This window comes from Bradyrhizobium sp. HKCCYLRH3059 (assembly GCF_051168035.1).
Taxonomy (GTDB): Bacteria; Pseudomonadota; Alphaproteobacteria; order Rhizobiales; family Xanthobacteraceae; genus Bradyrhizobium.
On record NZ_JBNPUF010000009.1, the window covers coordinates 185,834 to 205,360 of the forward strand.

General features: G+C 67.1%; 11 protein-coding genes (1 of these 11 running past the window's edge). All 11 read right to left on the reverse strand.

All coding sequences use genetic code 11. The annotated features are described in order from the left end of the window. Positions 1–7,698, reverse strand: the 5' portion of a protein-coding gene (locus tag ACQR13_RS26720) for an amino acid adenylation domain-containing protein (RefSeq protein ID WP_434863408.1). Its footprint begins 2,028 nt before the window's first position; 7,698 of the gene's 9,726 nt are visible here — the first part of the coding sequence; it begins with the start codon at positions 7,696–7,698; its stop codon lies beyond the left edge, outside the window. Positions 7,699–7,741: 43 nt separating this feature from the next. Next, entirely contained in the window at positions 7,742–8,626 is an 885-nt protein-coding gene (locus ACQR13_RS26725) for a TauD/TfdA family dioxygenase (RefSeq protein WP_315827776.1), read from the reverse strand. A gap of 165 nt (positions 8,627–8,791) precedes the next feature. Then, on the reverse strand, positions 8,792–9,520 hold the full coding sequence (locus ACQR13_RS26730; RefSeq protein WP_315752515.1) for a thioesterase II family protein: 729 nt from the start codon (positions 9,518–9,520) through the stop codon (positions 8,792–8,794). A 20-nt stretch (positions 9,521–9,540) separates the two neighbouring features. Next, on the reverse strand, positions 9,541–9,771 hold the full coding sequence (locus ACQR13_RS26735) for an MbtH family protein (protein ID WP_315752514.1): 231 nt from the start codon (positions 9,769–9,771) through the stop codon (positions 9,541–9,543). A gap of 332 nt (positions 9,772–10,103) precedes the next feature. After that, the gene (locus ACQR13_RS26740; protein WP_315717421.1) at positions 10,104–12,383 is read right to left on the reverse strand and encodes a TonB-dependent receptor; all 2,280 of its coding nucleotides are present in this window, start codon (positions 12,381–12,383) and stop codon (positions 10,104–10,106) included. 687 nt (positions 12,384–13,070) lie between these two features. After that, positions 13,071–13,340, reverse strand: a complete 270-nt coding sequence (locus ACQR13_RS26745; RefSeq protein WP_316202738.1) for a hypothetical protein — start codon at positions 13,338–13,340, stop codon at positions 13,071–13,073. Next, positions 13,337–14,467 (reverse strand): PepSY-associated TM helix domain-containing protein, encoded by a 1,131-nt coding sequence (locus ACQR13_RS26750; protein WP_316195268.1) that lies wholly within the window; start codon positions 14,465–14,467, stop codon positions 13,337–13,339. The genes ACQR13_RS26745 and ACQR13_RS26750 overlap by 4 nt, the downstream gene beginning before the upstream one ends. Before the next feature lie 280 nt (positions 14,468–14,747). Beyond that, positions 14,748–16,199, reverse strand: coding sequence for an aldehyde dehydrogenase (locus ACQR13_RS26755; protein WP_316164874.1), 1,452 nt, complete (start codon positions 16,197–16,199; stop codon positions 14,748–14,750). An 8-nt stretch (positions 16,200–16,207) separates the two neighbouring features. Next, positions 16,208–16,957 carry an ABC transporter ATP-binding protein gene (locus ACQR13_RS26760; protein WP_315717418.1) on the reverse strand — a complete coding sequence of 250 codons (750 nt, stop codon included), beginning with the start codon at positions 16,955–16,957 and terminating at the stop codon, positions 16,208–16,210. Continuing rightward, positions 16,950–18,617, reverse strand: a complete 1,668-nt coding sequence (locus ACQR13_RS26765) for a branched-chain amino acid ABC transporter ATP-binding protein/permease (protein ID WP_315752512.1) — start codon at positions 18,615–18,617, stop codon at positions 16,950–16,952. Before ACQR13_RS26765 ends, ACQR13_RS26760 begins: the two co-directional genes overlap by 8 nt. Continuing rightward, the gene (locus ACQR13_RS26770) at positions 18,614–19,489 is read right to left on the reverse strand and encodes a branched-chain amino acid ABC transporter permease (RefSeq protein WP_315752511.1); all 876 of its coding nucleotides are present in this window, start codon (positions 19,487–19,489) and stop codon (positions 18,614–18,616) included. Before ACQR13_RS26770 ends, ACQR13_RS26765 begins: the two co-directional genes overlap by 4 nt. Positions 19,490–19,527 lie beyond the last annotated feature (38 nt).

Below are 19,527 nucleotides of genomic sequence, written 5' to 3' on the forward strand. Positions count from 1 at the left end.
ATCGAACACGATGACCGCGATCGGATAGTTGGTCGGCGTCACGTGTTCGACCCGCCCGATCTGCGGCCCGGCACCGTCGCGCGCGGTGAGCGACTGATCGATCGGATAGTTCTCGAATACCATCAGGCTGTCGAACAGCGGCTGCCCGGCCCTGCCGGCCAGGCGCTGGATCTCGTGCAGCGGCAGCCACTCATAGTCGCGCGCCGCGACGCTCTGCGCCTGAAGGGCGCGCAGCCAGTCGCCGGTCGCGGTCTGCGGATGCGCGCGATCGATCAGCGGCAGCGTGTTGATGAAGAGGCCGACCATGTGCTCGGCGCCGGCAAGCTCGGCCGGACGGCCCGAGACCGTGACGCCAAAGCAGACCGCGCTTTGCCCGGTATATTGCCGCAGCAATTGGGCCCAGGTCCCCTGCAGCAGCGTATTCATCGTGATGCGCTGCTGCGTCGCGAACCGCCGCAGGCGAACCGCGAGATCACCGTCCACGCGCAGCGTCAGCCGGCCATGGCCGCTCGCAGCGTCGATCGCGCGGCTCGCACGCAAGGCGTCGGCGAGCGGCGTGGGCTCGAAATCGCGCAGCGTCTCGCGCCAGAAATCAGCGGCTGCCGCCTGGTCGCGCGTCTGCAGCCAGGCGATGTAGTCGCGGTAGCCGCCTTGCGCCGCCGACGGCGCGGCGCCGCTGATCTGCTGCAGCACATCGGCGAGCAGCCGCGCCGAGCTCCAGCCATCGATCACGATGTGATGATGCGTCCAGATCAGCCACAGCCTGTCTTCGCCGAGCCGGATCAGCCGCAGCCGCTGCAGCGGCGGCCGGGTAATGTCGAAGCCGAGTTCGCGCTCGCGCCGTGCCGCCTGCGCAAGCGCCGCATCGATCTCCGCCGCCGCAGCCCCGCCCGTGATACGGCTGCGCCAATCCTCGTCGACGACGGGCACGTCGAGCTGCCGGTAGACGATCTGCTGGGCTGCTCCGGACAATTGTTGCCAGGCGAACCCGGTCCGCAGCACCGCATGCCGCGCACTCGCCGTCTGCCATGCCGCACGCAACCGCGCCGGCGTCACGCCCCGAAGCTCGACCGAGAGCTGGTTGACATAGACGTCATCAGCGCCATCGCGCAGCGCATGGAACAGCAAGCCCTGCTGCATCGGCGACAGCGGGTAGATGTCCTCGACGGAGCGACAGTCGACGGTCGCGCAGAGCCGGTCGAGCGCCGCCTGATCGAGCCCCGCGAGCGGAACGTCGGACGGCGTGAGACCGCCGGCGCCGCCGAGGCAATGATCGACGAGACCATGCAGCGCCGCGCGATAGAGCTCGGCGAGCCGTTCCACGGTCGCGCGCCGATACCGCCGGCTTCCATAGCGGAAGCCGAGCCGCAGCCGCCCGTCACGCACCTCGCCGTTGATGCTGAGCCAGGCCCGCAACGGCGTGTCGGCGGCCCGCATCGGTCCCGGATTCTCCGCCGCGATCCGGTACGGCGCGGCCGCACCGAGCTGGCCGTCGAAGCGGCCGAGATAGTTGAAGACGATACGGGGGTTCGGCGTCGCTGCCAGCGCGTCGCGATGTTCTTTCGCGCCGAGATAACGCAGGACGCCATAGCCGAGCCCGCGATCGGGCATGGCGCGCAGCGTCTCCTTGACGCGGGTGATGAGCGCACGATCGGTCTCGCTGCCGCCGTCGAGACGCACCGGGAATGCGCTCGTGAACCAGCCCACCGTCCGCGTGAGATCGACGTCCGCGAAGACATCCTCGCGGCCGTGGCCCTCCAGCTCGATCACGACGCCTTCGATCCCGCTCCAGCTCCAGAGCGCGCGTGCCAGCGCGGCCAGCAGCAGGTCGTTGACCTGCGTGCGATAGGCCGCAGGCGCGGCATCGAGCAGCCGTTCAGTCAGCTCCGCCTCGAGGTTCAGCACGACCTCCTCGGCGTCGGCCTCGGCGTCGGTGCCACCATGAGCGTCGTCACAGGGCAACTCGCTGCCGCGGGAGGACGCGAGCCAGAACGGCAGTCCGCCTGCGAGCCGATCGGAGGCCGCATGCGCGCGCAGTCGCTGCGCCCAGGAAGACGGCGCGGAGCTCGTGGGCGGCAGGCTGACGGCGGCCGCCTGCCCCGCCACCTGTTCGTAGGCCGACGCGATGTCCTCGAGCAGGATCCGCCATGACACGCCATCGACGGCGAGATGATGGATGGCGACCAGCAGCCGCTGGCTGCCGTCGCGCATGTCGAATCCGACGGCGCGCAGCAGAGATCCCGATGCCAATGACAGGCTCGCCTGCGCCGCCGACGCGATCGCGCTGACGTCGGCCGGCTCGACTGCCGTGCGGAGCCAAAGCAGCTCAGGCGCAGCAGGCAGGTCGGCCGGCACCGCCTGCCATTCACCCGCGATCCGCCGATACGTCATGCGAAGCGCATCGTGATGCCTCACGACGGCAGCGAGCGCCCGCTGCAGCACGCTCCAGTCGATCCGGTCCCGCGGGATCAGCAGCACCGCCTGGTTGAAGTGATCGCGGTTGGAGATTTCCTCGGCAAAGAAGCGCAATTGGATCGGCAGCAGCTCCGCAGCGCAGGCGTTCATTGCGTTGCGTGCTGCTGCCGGCGGCGTCATGGCCGGCGCGGAGGTGGTCGCAACCACGCCGGCCAGCGCCGCTATCGTCTGCTGCGCGAACATCTGCTTCGGCGTCAGCATGACGCCGCGCTTGCGCAGCCGTGCAATGATCTGCAGGCTGAGGATGGAGTCGCCGCCGAGCTCGAAGAAATTGTCATTGCGGCCGATCCGCTCGCGGCCCAGCACGTCCTGCCAGACGGCGGCGATGGCCTGCTCCACCGCGCCGACCGGGGCGACATACGACAGCACGGCGTCCTCGTCCGGCTGCGGCAGCGCCGCGCGGTCGAGCTTGCCATTGGCGGTCAGCGGCAGCCGCTCGAGCACGACGATGCGCGACGGCACCATGTAGTCCGGCAGCATCGCCGAGAGTTGCTGCCGCAGCGCCTCCGGCTGCAACACGACGCCGGCCGCGGCGACGCAATAAGCCACGAGCTCCTGGCGTTCCTGCTCGGCGTCGACGGCGCGGGCCACGACGGCGGCATCGGCGACGCCGTTCAACGAGGAGACGGCGCGGCTGATCTCGGCGGGTTCGACGCGGTAGCCGCGCAGCTTCACCTGATCATCGCGCCGGCCCAGGAACACGATCCGGCCCGCTCGATCACAGCGCACCAAATCGCCGGTCCGGTAGAGGCGTTCGCCTGCAGGTCCGAACGGATCGGGAATGAAGCGCTCGGCCGTCTGTCCAGGCGCACCGCGATAGCCGCGCGCCAGCCCGGCGCCGCCCACATAGAGTTCACCGGCGACTCCGGCCGGGACGATATTCAACGCATCGTCGAGAACGTAGGCGCGCAGGTTCGCAAGCGGCAATCCGACCGGCAGCACGCCTTTGGCTTCGGCGTCCGTCCACTCATGGGTCGTCACGCCGACCGTCGTCTCGGTCGGGCCGTAGTGATTGACGATCCGGCAGTGCGGCCGCAGCCGGCGGACCTCTTCGATCAAGCCGGGATCGCAGGCCTCGCCGCCAAGGATCAGCACGTCGCGCGGCAGAACGTCGGCCGAGCGCCGCGCCCGCAACAGGCCGCGCAGATGGCTCGGCACGATCTTGAGGACGCCGATCTCGCCGTCGCGCATCGCTTGCGCAAACGCATCCGCATCGAAGGCGGCATCGGCCGGCAGCAGATTCAAGGTCACGCCGCTCGCGAGCGCGCCGAACAGCACGGTATGGCCGAGATCGGCGGCGACCGTCGAGACCATCGCCATGCCGGCGCCGGCGCGCGGCTGCAGCCGGGACAACAGCGCCTGAACGTAGTTGGCGAGCGCGCCGTGCGACACGGCGACGCCCTTGGGCGCACCGGTCGAGCCCGACGTGTAGATGATGTAGGCGGTCTGCGCCGGATGCGGCCGCGGGGCATCGAACGCGCCGGAGGACGCATCGCCGCGCAGTTCACCGTCGAGCGTATGACACTCCAGCGCCCTCGCCGCAGCCAAGTGCTCGCCGGTTGCGACCAGCGTGCCGATGCCGCCGCCACGAAGGATGCGATCGACGCGCGCCACCGGCCATGCCGGATCGAGCGGCACTGCGGAGCCGCCCGCCTTGAGGACGCCGAGCAGCGCCGCGACGAAGGCCGGCGACCGCTCGATCCACAGCGCCACCGGCGCCTCGCGCGTGATGCCGGCCGCGACGAGCACACCCGCGATGTGGTCCGACCAGCGCACGAGCTCGGCTGCGCTGACGGTGTCCCGTCCCTGGCGCAGCGCGATCCGATCATCGCGGCGCGCGAGCGCAACACCGATCAGATCGAGGATGTCGGTCGCGGGGAAGCTCGTCGCCTCCGCCACGACGGTCTGCTCGACGCCGCGCGCGATCGCGAAGTCGCGCAGCGGCCGGTCGGTGGCGGCCGCGATCTGCCGCAGGAAATCGACGAGCTGGTTCCCGATCCGCGCGACCGTCGTCACGTCGAACAGATCGGTTGCGAAATTCAGGCTCGCATTCATGCCCGTCGGGCCGTCGACGATGTCGAGCGCGAGATCGAAATGCGAGCCGGCGAGATCGACGATGCGCGGCTGGGCGTGCAGGCCGTCGCCGAGCGCAAGTCCGGCAGGCGCGGCCATGTAGTTGAACTTGACCTGGAACAGCGGATTGTGGCCGCCGGAGCGAGTCGGCTTCAGCGCGTCGACGAGACGGTCGAACGGCAGATCCTGATGCGCCAGCCCGGAAATGACCTCCTCCTTCGCCCGCGCCAGCAGCTCGGCGAAGCTCATGCCGTCGGTCACGTCGGCGCGCAGCACCAGCGTATTGACGAAGCAGCCGATCAGCGACGCCAGCTCGGCCTGGCGGCGCCCGGCGACGGGCACACCGACGCGCAGGTCGGAGCGACCGGAGTAGCGGAACAGCAGCAGCTGATAGGCGGCGAGCAGCAGCATGAACATGCTGACGCGATGCTCCCTGGCGAGCGCGCGGAGCCTCAGCACCAGATCTGGCGCGATCTCCACGTGGATGGTGTCGCCGCGATAGCTCTGTACGGGCGGCCGCGGCCGGTCGAACGGCAATGCAAGCGGCGTATCCGCATCACCGAGCCGCTCGCGCCAGTAGGAGAGCTGCTGCGCGGCCTCGGGGCCGGAGAGCCAATCCCGCTGCCATGCGGCGTAGTCGGCATATTGGATCGCGGACGGCGGCGGCAGCGCCCCTGCCCCGCGCCGGAGCCCGTCATAAAGCGCGGCGATCTCGGCCAGCAGCACGTCGAGCGAGAGCCCGTCGGCGACGATGTGATGCGCCGACAGCAGCAGTTCGTGGCGGTCGTCCGCGAGCTGCATCAGCACGGCGCGCAGCAGCGGGCCATTGACGAGATCGAACGGCCGCGCCAGCTCCTCGCGTGTTCGCGCCGCGACGCGCGACGCGCGCTCCGCCGCCGGGCTGCGCCGCAGATCCTCGACCGCGACGGGAATGTCCGGCGACGCATGGATGACCTGCACGACGCGGCCATCCGGGGCAGAGAAGGTGGTGCGCAGCGTCTCGTGGCGGGCGACGATTTCGGTCAGCGCCTGCACCAGCCGTGCTTGATCGAGCGGGCCGTCGAAATGAACCGTGCAAGCGATGGTGTAGGCCGTGCCGGCCGGATCCATGCTCCAGAGAAACCACAGCCGCTCCTGCGCGGGTGACAGCAGCTCGCGCAGCCCCGCTGGTGCGGGCTGCAGCGGCGGGAGCACTTTCGCGTCCGCGCCGGCCGCATCGATGAGCGCTGCGAGCGCGACGAGCGTCGGCGCATCGAAGAAGCCGCGCAGCGCGAGCTCGACCCCGAACTGCTCGCGCACCATCGCCGCGATCTGAGCGGCCGCGACCGAATTGCCGCCGAGCATGAAAAAGTCGTCGTTGCGGTCGACGGTCGCGCGCCGCAGCACATCCCGCCAGATCAGCGCAAGACGGCGTTCGGTCGCCGTCGCAAGCTCCGGTGACGGCGAGGGGTCCGTCGCCTCGCGTCGCCGTTCGAACACCATGAAGCTGTCGAGCGTGCCCTGCGCCCACCTGGCGCGGCAGGCGGACCGCTGCAGCTTGCCGCTGGTGGTCAGCGGCATGCCTTGCGGGTTCAGCAGCACGACCACCGCCGGATATTCCTGCGTCTGCCGCATGACCGAATCGCCGATCGCCTTGATCAGCACGTCGGCCGGCGTTCGCCGCAGTACCGCCCTGCCGAACTCGGCGGCGACGCCGATGCCTTCGACGCCATCGATCTCGACCGGGAAGGCCGCGACACGTCCCTTCCGCACCGAGGCCACCTCGGTCTCGACGGCCTGCTCCAGATCGAACGGATAGATGTTCTGGCCGCGGACGATCAGCAGATCCTTGAGCCTGCCGGTGACGACGAGATCGCCGTCGCGGACGAAGCCGAGATCGCCCGTCCGCAGCCAGCGCGCGCCATCGCGAAGGACGAATGTCTGCTGCGTCGCCTCGGGATTGTTCCAATAGCCCTGCGCGACGCTCGGACCTGCGACCCAGATTTCGCCGACCTCGTTCGTCCCGGCGTCGGCGGACGCATCGACCCTCATGATGCGCACGGCATGGCCGTCTGCCACGGCGCCGCACGCCATCAGGTCCGTGCCCTCGCCGGCCTCCGCAACGCGGCCACCCGCGAGCGCCGCGGGATCGAGCGTGTGACAAACCGCCCGGCTCGCGCGGTCGCCCGCCGTCACCAGCAAGGTCGCCTCGGCCAGGCCGTAGCACGGCGTCAGCGCGCGAGGATCGAGGCCCGCCGGCCGGAAGCGCGCGGCAAATCGATCCAGCGTCGCGCGGCGCACGAACTCCGAGCCGGAGAACGCGAACCGCCATCGGCTGAGGTCCAGGCGCGCGATCGCTTCGTCCGAGATCCGGTCCGCACAGAGCGCGAACGCGAAGTCCGGCCCGCCGCTGCAGGTGCCGCCGTGGCGATGGATGGCGTCGAGCCAGCGTCGCGGCTGCTCGAGGAAATTGCGCGGCGACATCAGCACCGCCGTGAAGCCCGTGAACAGCGGATTCAGCAATCCGCCCATCAATCCCATGTCGTGATAGAGCGGCAGCCAGCTGACGAAGACGTCGTCCCTGGTCCCGCCGAGCGCCGCTTCGATTGCGATCTCATTGGCGACCAGGTTCCGGTGAGTGACGCAGACTCCCTTCGGCTGCGACGTCGAACCCGACGTATATTGGAGGAAGGCGATCGCATCGCCGTGCAAGTCCGTCTCGCGCCAGGATGCGGCGGCATCGACCGGCACCTCGTCGACGGCAATAACATGAGCATCGGTCTCGCCGACCGAAGCGACGACGGCGTCGCGAAGCCGCGCCTGGGTGAGAATGAGTCGTGGCGCCGCATCGCGCAGGATGCCATCGAGGCGGCTGGCGTAGCGCTCCTTGCCGGTCTCCGGCGGATAGGCCGGCACGGCAATGACCCCGGCATAGAGGCACGCGTAGAATGCGACGGCATAGTCCGGACCGTTCGGCAGCAGAATCACGGCGCGCTCGCCGGCACGCGCGCGCTCCTGCAGATGCGCCGCAAGCGCGCGGATGCGCCGGTCCAACGCAGCGAATGTCAATTCGTCGACGACATCGTCGCCTTCGATGAAGCGCAGTGCCGGATGGCCGGCGCGCGAGGCGGCATGCTCGCGGAGTCGTTCGACGAGGGTCTGTGTCGGCATTTTCCAAAGGTCCGATGACAACGTGAGGATCGATGCCGCAGGCTCAATTGACGCGATGGGCTTGCGCCATCGCGACGATCACCCTGCGCGGCCCCTTGAATGGCTCGCGCGCGTGCGCCGTCAGCATGTTGTCGAGCATGACGACGTCGCCGGTCTGCCAGGGAAAGACGATCTTGTGCCGGTCGAGCACGGCTCTGACCGTGGCCAGCGTCTCGTCCTCGATCGGCGCGCCGTCGCCGTAGAACGCATTGCGCGGCAGCTCGAGCGGATCGCCGACGATGTCGAGAAGACTTTCCCGAACCTCGGGCGCGAGGCTGGAGACGTGGAACAGATGCGCCTGATTGAACCACACCATGTCCCCGGTCACGGGATGCACCGCCGTCCCCTGGCAGACCTGCCGCGTCCGTAGCTCGTCGCCATCCTTCCATTCGCAGGCGATTGCATGGGAGGCGCAATAGGCCTCGACCTCGGCCTTCGACTCCGTGCCGAACACCTGTCGCCAGTCGACATCGAGTCCACTGCCGTAGTTGCGGACATACATGACGCCCCGCTCGGCGAAGCGGTTACGGATCGCGGCCGGCATGTCGCGATGGATCGACCGGCTGTCGGCGACCGGCGTCTCACCGCCCTGCTGTGCCGCCTGCTCGCAATAGAACCAGATCTTCATCGGCCAGTCGCGCGTATAGGCCTGCTCGTTGTGCAGCGGGATGCTCTGGTGCGGCGGATATTCGGTCGAGGTGTAGACGCCGGCGCTGACCTGCGATCGGGGCGTCGAGCCGAATTCATAGGACAGCAGCGGATGGCCGAAGCTCGCGGCGAAGCTCCTGAACGCCTCGGCGCCGTCGAGATGGAAGCCACGGAAGAGAATTCCGCCGCACGCATAGAGCTGGCGCTCGATCATGTCGCGGACCTCGCTGACGGCCTCCATCAGCGGCTGCTGCGTGCGGCTGGCCCGCAGAAGGAACGGTAGCGATTCTTGTTCTATTTTAGATTGTATTGCGAACATGACTTCTCCCCGTCTCCCGTCGATTTCAGCATCGAAGTTTCTTCACCGGCCGGCTTTTCCGGCTGGGTCGTGCTTTCGGCACGCCGCTCAAGGCCCCGCGCGAGCAACGGCGAGTCCCGGCCATGCCCGACGTGCCAGCAATGCGGCAACGAGCTTCAGCAGATCCGCCTGTCGGCTATGGATGAAGAAGTGGTCGCCCGGCAGCATGTCGCGACCGAACGCGCCGGAGGTCTCGGCCCGCCACGCCTCCAGTGCCTCGGCACGCGTCTCGTCGAGATCTCCGCCGAACACGTGCAGCGGACACGGCAAGGGCCGGCGCCGCCGATAGACGTAGTTTCCGCACATCAGGAAATCGGCTCGCAGGATCGGCAGCGTGCCGCGCATGATCTCCATGCTCTGCAACGCCTCCGGCGGCGTGCCGTTCAGCCTGAGAAGCTCCTCGCGCAATGCGTCGTCACCGAGCGGCTCGCGCCAGCGGCTGCCGTCGCGCACGGCCGGCGCCTCCGTTCCGGACACGAGCAGCATCTGCGGCTTTGGCGCGCCGAGCGCGAGCAGCCTGTGCGCCAGCTCGAAGGCGAGCAAGCCGCCGAGGCTGTGCCCGAACAGGACGTAAGGCTCCGCCAACGGCGTCCCGATCAGTTCGGACGCGAGCTGATCGGCCAATGCTGCCGCGTCCGTTTGCAGCGGCTCGTCCATCCGCGCGCCCCGTCCGGGCAGCTCCAGCGGCACGATTTCGATCCAGGACGGAAGAGCTCTCCTCCAGCGCGCATAGACCATGGCGCTGCCGCCGGCATAGGGCAAACAGATCAGCCGCATGGCAGCCAGCCTCCTTCGCTTCAGGATTCGGCAGAGGCCTGGGCGTTCTCCTGCATGAATTTCCGCAGCGAGAGCGGCCGCATGTCGGTCCACACCTGTTCGATATGGTCCAGACACTCCTTCTTGCTCCCGGTCACGCCGACGGCCGTCCACCCGTTCGGGATGTCCTTGAACGTCGGCCAGATCGAATATTGTTCTTCGTGATTCACGACGACGGTGAAGGTGACGTCCTCTCTGTCGAAGACCATCATGCCCGGCTACTCCTACTAACAAACGACGTTGATGAACTACGAGTAATGCAGTTGATAATGACAGTCAAAAGGATACCGCCGATCGAAGTTTTTAATCTCTCCAAGGTGACACGTAGGTGACGATTCAACATCAGGATGCATCGGCTCCAACGAGATGATTTGCTGACCCGATCGCGTTGTCACCGCGGATATGATCACGCCTCAACGCGATCGATGAGTTACGCAAATCCTTATCAGATTGGAATTGAACGCCGTCCGCATCGCTCAGACTAACAAGGCCGCCGCACAATGGCCGTGCGGCGGCCTCATCATCGCCAACGCGTATCGACGTCCTAGAAATTGAACGTCGTGGAAACGAGATAGGTGCGCGGCGCCCCCAGGGTGATCACACCGCTATAGGCCGACGCCCAATACGCCTTGTCGAATACATTCTCGACGCTCGCCCGCAGCACGATCGGCTTGCCGTTCCAGGGCGAGGTGAAGGTGTAGCGGGCGCCCAGATCGACGCGTGTCCAATCCGGCAGCGAGAGTTTGTTGGCCGCGTCGACATATTGTGCACCGGTGTAGACGACTCGCCCCGTCAGCGTCAGATCCCGCACGAACGGTGTATCCCACTCGGCGCCGAGATTCACTGTGAGCTCGGGCACGCCGATCGCCCGCTTGCCGTCCGTCAGGCCGCCCGAAGTCTTCTCCTGTACGCCGTGAATATACGCCACGCCCCCCAACAGCCGCAGCGTCGGAGTGACCTCGCCGAATACGTTGAACTCGGCGCCCGTATTTCGCTGCCGGCCATTCAGCTCTTGAGTCAGCACTCCCCCTGAACTCGTGGTAATCACGCTCGGGCGTGAGATATCGAATGCGCTGACCGTGGTCGTGATTCGGCCGAAGTCGACCTTGATGCCGGTCTCGACCTGCTTGGTCTGCCCTGGCGGGAAGACCGTGCCGCTGTTGGCATAGCCGGCGGCAACGACGGTCGGGGTCTGCAGGCCTTCGATGTAGTTGGCATACAGCGACACAAACTCGACGGGCTTGACCACGAGCGCATAGGCTGGCGTCCACACCGAGGTGTCCTCGAACGGGCGGCTCGATGCTGGAGTAACGAGATTCGTGACTTCCGTTCCCGCAGTTTGTCTGCGCACACCGACGGTCAGTTGAATCCGCTTGTTCAGCAGCGACATCGTGTCGGAGACGCCGATGCTCCAGAGATTTGCGCCGACGGTCTGATTGGCCTGGAGCGTCGGAAAGCTTGGCAACGCGATGTTGGTCGGCTCGCTGTAAAGGCTCCAGTTGGGCATCTTGCCGGAGACCACCTGCTGGGTATAGGTGCGGTCGGTGATGGAGTAGCCGACATTGACGGCATGGTTGATCGGGCCGGTATCGGCGGTCATGCGCAGGCCAGCCTCCCCGGCGTACGTCTTGTACGTCTCGCTTCCCGTTCCAGGAGTCCCGGACAACAAGCCAGCGTTGCTCGAGAGCACCGGCGACGGATAACGGTAGTTGATGTTGCTGTCGTGATAGCCGAATCCGGCATAGGCGGTGATACGATCGTTGAGATCGACTTCGCCTTTCACCGTCGAGAAGAAATCGGTCGGCGCATAATACGCCCACGGCACCTGGAAATTGGTGCCGGACGACGGTGGCGATGGAATGCTGGTGACAGCAGTACCCACGCCGAAGAATCGCAGCGGCGGATTCAGCTTGTCCGCCTGATAGCCGACATCGGCGTCGATTCGGACATTCTCGCCATGATAGTCGACGGCGAGATGGGCGTTGCCGAACTCGTCGGTCTGCCGGTTCCAGGGGGTATCGCCGTTCGAATACTTGCTGTTCAGCCGTACGCCCCACTCCTTGTGCTCGCCATAGCGGCGGCCGACGTCGATCTGCTCGCCGAATTGCGTCTTGGACGCATAGGTCGCCGTTAGCTGCGTGATGTCGGTGTCGAGCGCGTGCTTGGTGACGAGATTGACGCTACCGCCGACCGCGCCGCCGCTTGAGGCGCCAGTGCCGCCGACCGTCATGCCGTTGAGCAGAGCCGCCGGCCCCTTCAGCAATTCGACCCGTTCGATGAAATTGGCGCCCGTCGAATAATACGGCGCGATGCCGGCGAGGCCATTCAGGGCGTAGTCGCCGCTGTCGTAGTAGAAGCCGCGGATGAACAGGCTGTCGGCGCCGCCGCCGGCGGCTTGGATCGTGCGCACCGAGGGATCATTGATCAGCACGTCGCGGATCGTGCGCGCCTGCTGGTTCTGGATCAGCTGCGAGGTGAAGCTCGTCTGGTTGAAGGGCGTGTTCATGACGCCGCGGTTGCCGAGGAGTCCGAGGCCTCCGCCGCTCGCGACCTGGCCGCCGGCATAGGGCGACGGCGGCGCGCCGACCGTTCCCGTCGACGGCGTCACGTAGGCCACCGGGGCGGTCGGCGGCAGGTTGCGCGGAGCGACGCGGCGCTGCTGAGCGGTCCGCGTTGCGGTCGTCTGCGGTCTCGAGGCGGTCTGCCGGACTTTCGGCTTCGGCGCGTCGACGGTCACATCGGGGAGCTTGGTCTGCGCGAAGGCCGATTGAACGCCTCCGACATTCAGCGTGAGCGCCAATGAGCTCACAAGTCCCAACGACATCGTCAATCCAATGTCTTTATCCCAAATGCGACAGACCATCCTGACACCCCGATCATTCCAAGTTCCAACTCGGCTCGTCGGTGGTCCTAACACACAGGTATTTGAGGATGGCGCCGCGCGACGTAGAACTCGTCTAACGAGCGACAGCTTCGCCGAATCGATCGACTCAACAGATTGTCGCTACTACGAGATTCTTTTCCCTCCGCTTCTTTGAAGCCTTCAAAAGAAGCGCATGTCGCGGGGAAGAGCGATGCGATCGCGTCGGCTGATGCAACTCACGACACCGATCGCCTCGAACTCATCGAAACAATTTCGATCAATCGTACGATGACAACTAATCACATTGCCACTTTTGAATCAATCTTTGCTTTCAAATGCGCCACATCTCCGCCGCGCCACGCGCAGATCGGAGAAGGCATCGAGACATTTGTATCTGCTTGTTTCCAGGCCGGAGCGACGCCGCTCGCGTCGGCGCTCGCTGTGCGAGACCGATCACGCACCGCCGACGCAGCGTGCTGCCATCGCGATGACGCGTCGCGCGAGAGAAGACACGTAAGACAAGAGATGCGTGGGATCGTTGGCTGGCCGAGCGCGTCGTTGCCGTCGAGCCGAGCGCGTAGTCCAGCAGCGCGGATCGAGATCAATGATGCGGGCTATCTTCCGCCGGCCGGCGGCGGACGTCAGCGCTCAGAGCGGCCTATCCTGCGTCCCGGCCCGAGCGCCTTGCGCTTCGGCCTTCGCGCCGCGGCTCCGTCTCGTGCCGTAGGCGAGCGACAGCAGAATCGGAATCGACAGTCCGAGCCAGCACAGCGCGTCCCAGAGCCCGTCGCCGAACAGTCCGAAGGCGAGCCCGGCTGCGGCAACCAGACCGATCAGCAGCGGCGCACGAAACACCTGCCAGGTCGAGAGTTGCGCGGCGCGGGCAGATGGCCTCGCCGATGCCGCGGAGGAGCTCATGGCGACACCACCGCAGGCGCTGCCGATGTCACGACGCCGGACACCTTCCTGCGGAAGCCCCGCCGCTTGGCGGCCCACAGATAGAGTCCGCTGCACAGCACGACGATCGTGATGAGATCGAGAACGGCCCAGATGATCTTCAGCGGCAACCCGCCATAGTCACCGAAATGCAGCGGCCGCGATACCTGCAACGCGGTGAGATACCAGGCGAGCTCGGGCGCGACCATCTTGCTGCTGTCCTGGGCGTCGACCAGGACCGGCTTGAACATGCGCGCAGTAAACGGCGTGCGGCCCTTGGTCCAGATCATCAGATGCTGCGGGCTGCCGAACCGCGTCGTCGTCGGCAAGGTGATGGACGTCACCAGCCGGTCCGGAAACGCGGTGCGGACGGCGCCAACGGCGGCCTCGACCGATTTCGCTTCCGCCAGCGGCTTGCCCTGATAGGGCGCGAGCAGTGCCGGCATGGTCTTCGCGCGCCAGAGGTCGAACAGCGGCACCGCCAGCGTGTTGATGGTGCCGGTCAAGCCGACCGCGAGCGCCCAGCTCACCGTGACGATACCGAGCAGATTGTGCAGGTCGAGCCATTTGAGCCGCGCCGAGCGATCCCGCACCGTGCCGAACTGCAGGCGACGCATGAACGGCCAGTATACGACGACGCCCGAGACGATGGACGCTGAGAACACCAGTCCCATCAGTCCGAGAAAGAGCTCGCCCGGCAGGCCGGTGAACATGTCGCGGTGGATGCGCAGGATCACGTCCATGACGTCCTGATGCGGCGCTTCCTCGCCGAGAACGACGCCGGTGCGCGCATCCACGGTGAGCCGATGAAACTGCCCAGGCACCGGAATGGCGGTCGGCGACATCGCGACCACGATCAGCGGCTCCGCCTGCTTCAGGCTCACGAACAGCGCATGCTGCTCCGGCAACTGCTGCTTGGCCGCCGCGATCAGGCGGTCGAGCGGCAACAGCGGCGTGTCGGCCGGCATCGCCGGCGCGGCGATCTCATCCTCGAAGAGATGATCGATCTCCTCATGGAAGATCAGCGGAAGCCCGGTCAGGCACAGCATCAGCAGAAAGATCATGCTGATCAGCGACGTCCACGTGTGAACCTGAACCCACAGCCGCATGCGCCCGAACCCACCCTTCGTCATCGACGTTGCACGTGATGAGCCGAACGTCCGGCAAGAGAAGGGCCGCAGCAAACTGAATCGGTCTAAAGCCGTTGGAATTTCTTTAAGGTAGCGCGCCTGTCCGCCGCAACCAGCGGAGCTGCAACGTGAATTTCGATCGCACCTCGCACCGCGCGATGCCCGGATACATATGGAATCGCTTCCGCGTGGCCGCGCGGAATACGACCGGCTCTGGCTGCATCCGACGATGCGCCAGGGCCGGGCCGCAAACGCCGTCTCAGAATGGATAGTGCCGTTCGCCAGTCTGCACCGTGATCCAGCGCAGCTCGGTGAACTCGTCGATCGCGGCCTTGCCACCGAAGCGGCCATAGCCGGAGGCCTTGACGCCGCCGAACGGCATCTGCGGCTCGTCATGCACCGTCGGCGCGTTGACGTGGCAGATGCCGGACTCGATTCGCTTGGCGACAGCGAGCGCGCGGGCGATGTCGCGGCCGAACACCGCCGACGACAGGCCATATTCGGTGTCGTTGGCGACGCGCACGGCCTCGTCGACGCCGCTGACGCGCACGATGGTGACGACGGGACCGAAGCTCTCCTCGCCATAGATGCGCATCGCCGGCGTGACGTGATCGACGATGGTCGCGGGCATGATCGTCCCGCTGCCGCGGCCGCCGGCGGCCAACACGGCACCCTTGGCCACCGCGTCCTCGATCAGGCCGCCGACACGGTCGCAGGCGGCGGCGCTGACCAGCGAGCCCAGCACCACATCGCCCTTGCGCGGATCTCCGTAAGGCAGGCTGTTGGCCTTGGCGGCGAACTTTGCGACGAATTCATCCGCCACCTTGTCGTCGACCACGATGCGCTCGGTCGACATGCAGATCTGGCCCTGGTTCATGAAGGCGCCGAACGCGGCGGCATTCACCGCGGCGTCGAGATCGGCATCGTCGAGAATGACCAGCGGCGCCTTGCCGCCGAGCTCGAGCAGCGCGCGCTTCAATTGCCTGGCACAGGCCATGGCGATGAGACGGCCGACGCGGGTCGAGCCGGTGAAGTTGACGCGCCGGATCGCGGGATGGGCGATCAGCGCCTCGACCACGGCCTGCGCATCCTCGGGCGCGTTGGTCACGACGTTGACGACGCCGTCACCGAGACCGCCTTCGGCCAGGCACGCGCCGATCAGCCGGTGCACGCCCGGACTCATCTCCGAGGCCTTCAGCACCACGGTGTTGCCGCAGGCGAGCGGCATCGCCACCGAGCGGACACCGAGGATGACCGGCGCGTTCCACGGCGCGATGCCGAGTACGACGCCGACCGGCTGGCGATGCGCCAGCGCAATGTTGTCGGGCACGTCGGTCGGGATCACCTCGCCCGCGATCTGCGTCGTCATCGCCGCGGCCTCGCGCAGCATGCCCTCGGCGAGATGCACGTTGAAGCCGGCCCAGCCCGCGGTGGCGCCGGTCTCGGCCATCATCAGCGCGATGAACTCCGGGGCGTTGCGCGCCAGCGCATCCGCAGCCGCATTGAGCCGCTTGCGGCGCTCGCCCGGGCCGAGCCGGGACCACGCCGGAAACGCCGCCGCGGCGGCATCGGCGGCGCGCAGCGCGTCATCGATCGACGCCGCCGCAACGATGGTTGCGATCTCGCCGCTGATCGGATTGAGCCGCTGGAAGGTGCGCTGATTGGTGGCGGACTGGTCCTTGCCGCCAATCAGGAGATTGATCGCGTTCATGGGCGCTCCTAGGTCGATGGGGTTGTTGCGGTTGCGGAAGCCGGGGCGCGCGACTGGCCGAGATAGGCGCGCTGGATGTCGGGATTGTTCTTCATCTCGGGCGCCGGCCCCTCGCCGGCATTGCGTCCCTGCTCGATCAGGTAGACGCGGTCGGCGATGTCGAGGCTGGCGCGGGCGTTCTGCTCGACCATCAGGATGCCGACGCCGTCGCCGCGGATCGTCCTCAGCGCCCGGAACACCTCGCGGCTCAAGAGCGGCGACAGGCCGAGCGACGGCTCGTCGAGCAGCAGCAGATCGGGCCGCGACATCAGCGCGCGGCCGATCGCGACCATCTGCTGCTCGCCGCCGCTCATGGTGCGCACCGCCTGCCCCATGCGCTCGGTAAGACGCGGAAACAGCGCGAGCACGTGCGCCAGCCGCGCGGCCTCGCCGTCGCGGGCGCGCGAAGGATAAGCGCCGAGCTGGAGGTTCTCGGCGACGGTGAGATCGCCGAACACGCCGCGGCCTTCCGGCACCAGCGCGATGCCGCGCTCGACGATCAGATGCGGCGCGAGCGAGCCGATGTCCGTCCCGCCGAGCCGGATCACGGCTCCGGGCGACGGCTGGATCAGTCCCGCGATCGCCTTCAGCAACGTCGACTTGCCGGCGCCATTGGCGCCGAGGATGGCGACGATCTCGCCGCGCGCGACCTCGAGCGCGACATCGGTGAGCGCCTGGTGCTTGCCATAGGCGTGCGACAGCCGCTTGATCTCAAGCATCGGGCTCTCCGAGATAGGCTGTGATCACCGCGGGATCGGCGAGCACCTCGTCCGGCGTGCCGCGCGCGATCACGACGCCCGCGCTCATGACGACGCAGCGGTCGCACAGCGCGCGGATCGCATCCATCACATGCTCGACCATCACGATGGTGATGCCGCGGTCGCGCAGCGAGGCGATCAGCCTGATGCCGGTCTCCAGCTCGGTCGGATTGAGCCCAGCCAGCCATTCGTCGAGCAGCACAAGCCGCGGATGCAGCGCCAGCGCGCGGGCGAGCTCCAGCCGCTTCTGGTCGATGTAAGTGAGATCGCCCGCCGGCATCTCCGCCATGCCATCGAGGCCGACCAGGGCGAGCAGCTCATGGATCGATTCTGCGGCCGCACCGGTCTGGCGCGTGCGGAACAACGCCGCCGCCGCGACATTCTCGGCGACCGTCAGGTCCGGCATCACCCGCACCAACTGGAAGGTGCGGGCAAGCCCGAGCCGCGCGATCCGGTGCGCCGCGAGGCCGCTGATGACGGTGCCGCCGAAGCGGATCGTGCCGGCCGAGGGCACGAGCGCGCCCGAGAGCATGTTGAGCAGCGTCGTCTTGCCCGAGCCGTTGGGGCCGATGACGCCGAGGATCTCGCCGGCGCGGACGTCCAGGCTGACCTGGTCGACGGCGCGCAGGCCGCCGAAGGATTTGCCGACAGTCTCGGCCGTGAGCAGCGTTCCGCCCTGCTCCGGTTTGGCGCCGACCACCTTGGGCTCGCGCCGCCAGACCCGATCGACCAACCCGATCACGCCCCTCGGCAGCACCATCACGATGCCGATGAAGATGAGGCCGAGCACGATGCTGAAATGGTTGGGCAGCGCGGCTGTCAGCACCTCGAACAGCAGCACAAGCGGGATGACGCCGAGCACCGGGCCGATCAGCGAGCCGGCACCGCCGAGCAGCGCCATGATCACGACCTGGAACGAGATCATCGGGTTGAACGCGATCGCCGGATCGATATAGGTCCAGCGCGGCGCCATGATCGCGCCGGTCACCGACATGAACACCGCGCTGAGGATGAAGACCCCGAGCTTCACCGCGGTCGCATCGATGCCGGAATGGCGCGCGGCGGTCTCGTCGGCGCCGATCGCGCGCAGCGCGAGGCCATAGCGCGAGCGCGTCAGCAGAAAGCCGGCGAGGAAGACCAGCGCCGTCAGCGCGCAGAGTTGCCAGTACAGCATCTCCTGGGTGATGTCGCTGAACAGATAGCGGCCGACCGATTTGTGGATGTTGACCTCGTACCAGATCACGAGCTGGCGGATCAGCTCGGCCAGGCCGAACGAGAAGATGATGAAGTAGATGCCGGACAGCCGCAGCGTCGACAGGCCGGTGATGGCCGCGACGACAGCGCCGACACCCGCAGCGGTCATCAGTTGCAGCGGCCAGCTCAGCGTCTCGCCGGTCACCGCCGCCGTATAGGCGCCGATGCCGAAGAACGCAGCCGTCGCCAGCGAGACGTAGCGGGTCGGCCCGGAGAACATGGCCCAGGCGGTTGCCAGCACGGTGAAATAGAGAATGCTGATGCCGAGCGCGAGATAGTAGCCGTTGGCATAGAGCGGCAGCGTGACCGCCGCGGCAACGCCGACGAGCCCGATGCACCAGGCCAGAATCTTGCCGGGGCTGATCACGACGCCGCCTTTCCGAACAGTCCGGTCGGCCGGATCAGCAGCACGGCGAGAAACATCGCAAACGTCGCGGCCAAGGTCAGCCCGGGATCGACCAGCCGGGCCACCGCGGTCTCGACGACGCCGAGCAGCAGCCCTGCAGCGAGCGCGCCCATGACGTTGCCGACGCCCCCCATGATCACGACCACCAGCGCCTTCATCGTGAATACGACGCCCATCGAGGCATTGAAGGTGAGGAACATGCTGACGAGCACGCCGCCGGCCGCGACCAGTCCACCGCCGAACGCAAACGCCAGTCCTGCGAGCCAAGCGACATCGATGCCGACCAGCCGCGCGGCATTGGCATCGACCGCGACGGCGCGCACGGCCGTGCCGATCCTTGTCCGCGTCAGCGCGAGATAGACGCCGGTGCCGATCAGTGCGGCGAAACCAAGCGCGACCAGCCGGTTCACCGCGAGCGTCGAGCCGAGCACTGTGACGGGAATGGAGAGATAGCTATAGCTGTAGTACTGCCCGCCGAAAGCGACCAGCATGATGCCCTGGATCACGAACAGCACGCCGAAGGTGACGAGGATACTGTCGACCTCCTGGGCGCCGGCGTCCTTGCCGCGGCGGATCAGGCGCTGCAGCAACAGCCTGTAGAGCAGCCAGTTCAGCAGTCCCGCGGCGGGCATCGCGAGCAGCAGCGCCAGCAGCGGACTCAGTTGCAGCCCGGAATAGAGCGACAGCGTGCCGAACGCGGCCGCGACCAGCGACTCGCCATAGGACAGGTTCATGATGCGCGCCACGCCATATTGCAGCGTCAGGCCGAGCGCGATCAGGGCATACATGCCCCCCAGCACCAGACCGGGCAGCAGGATGTCGAACAGCAGCATGGGATGGTGCCTCTTGCGCGAGGCCCGCGGACGCGCGC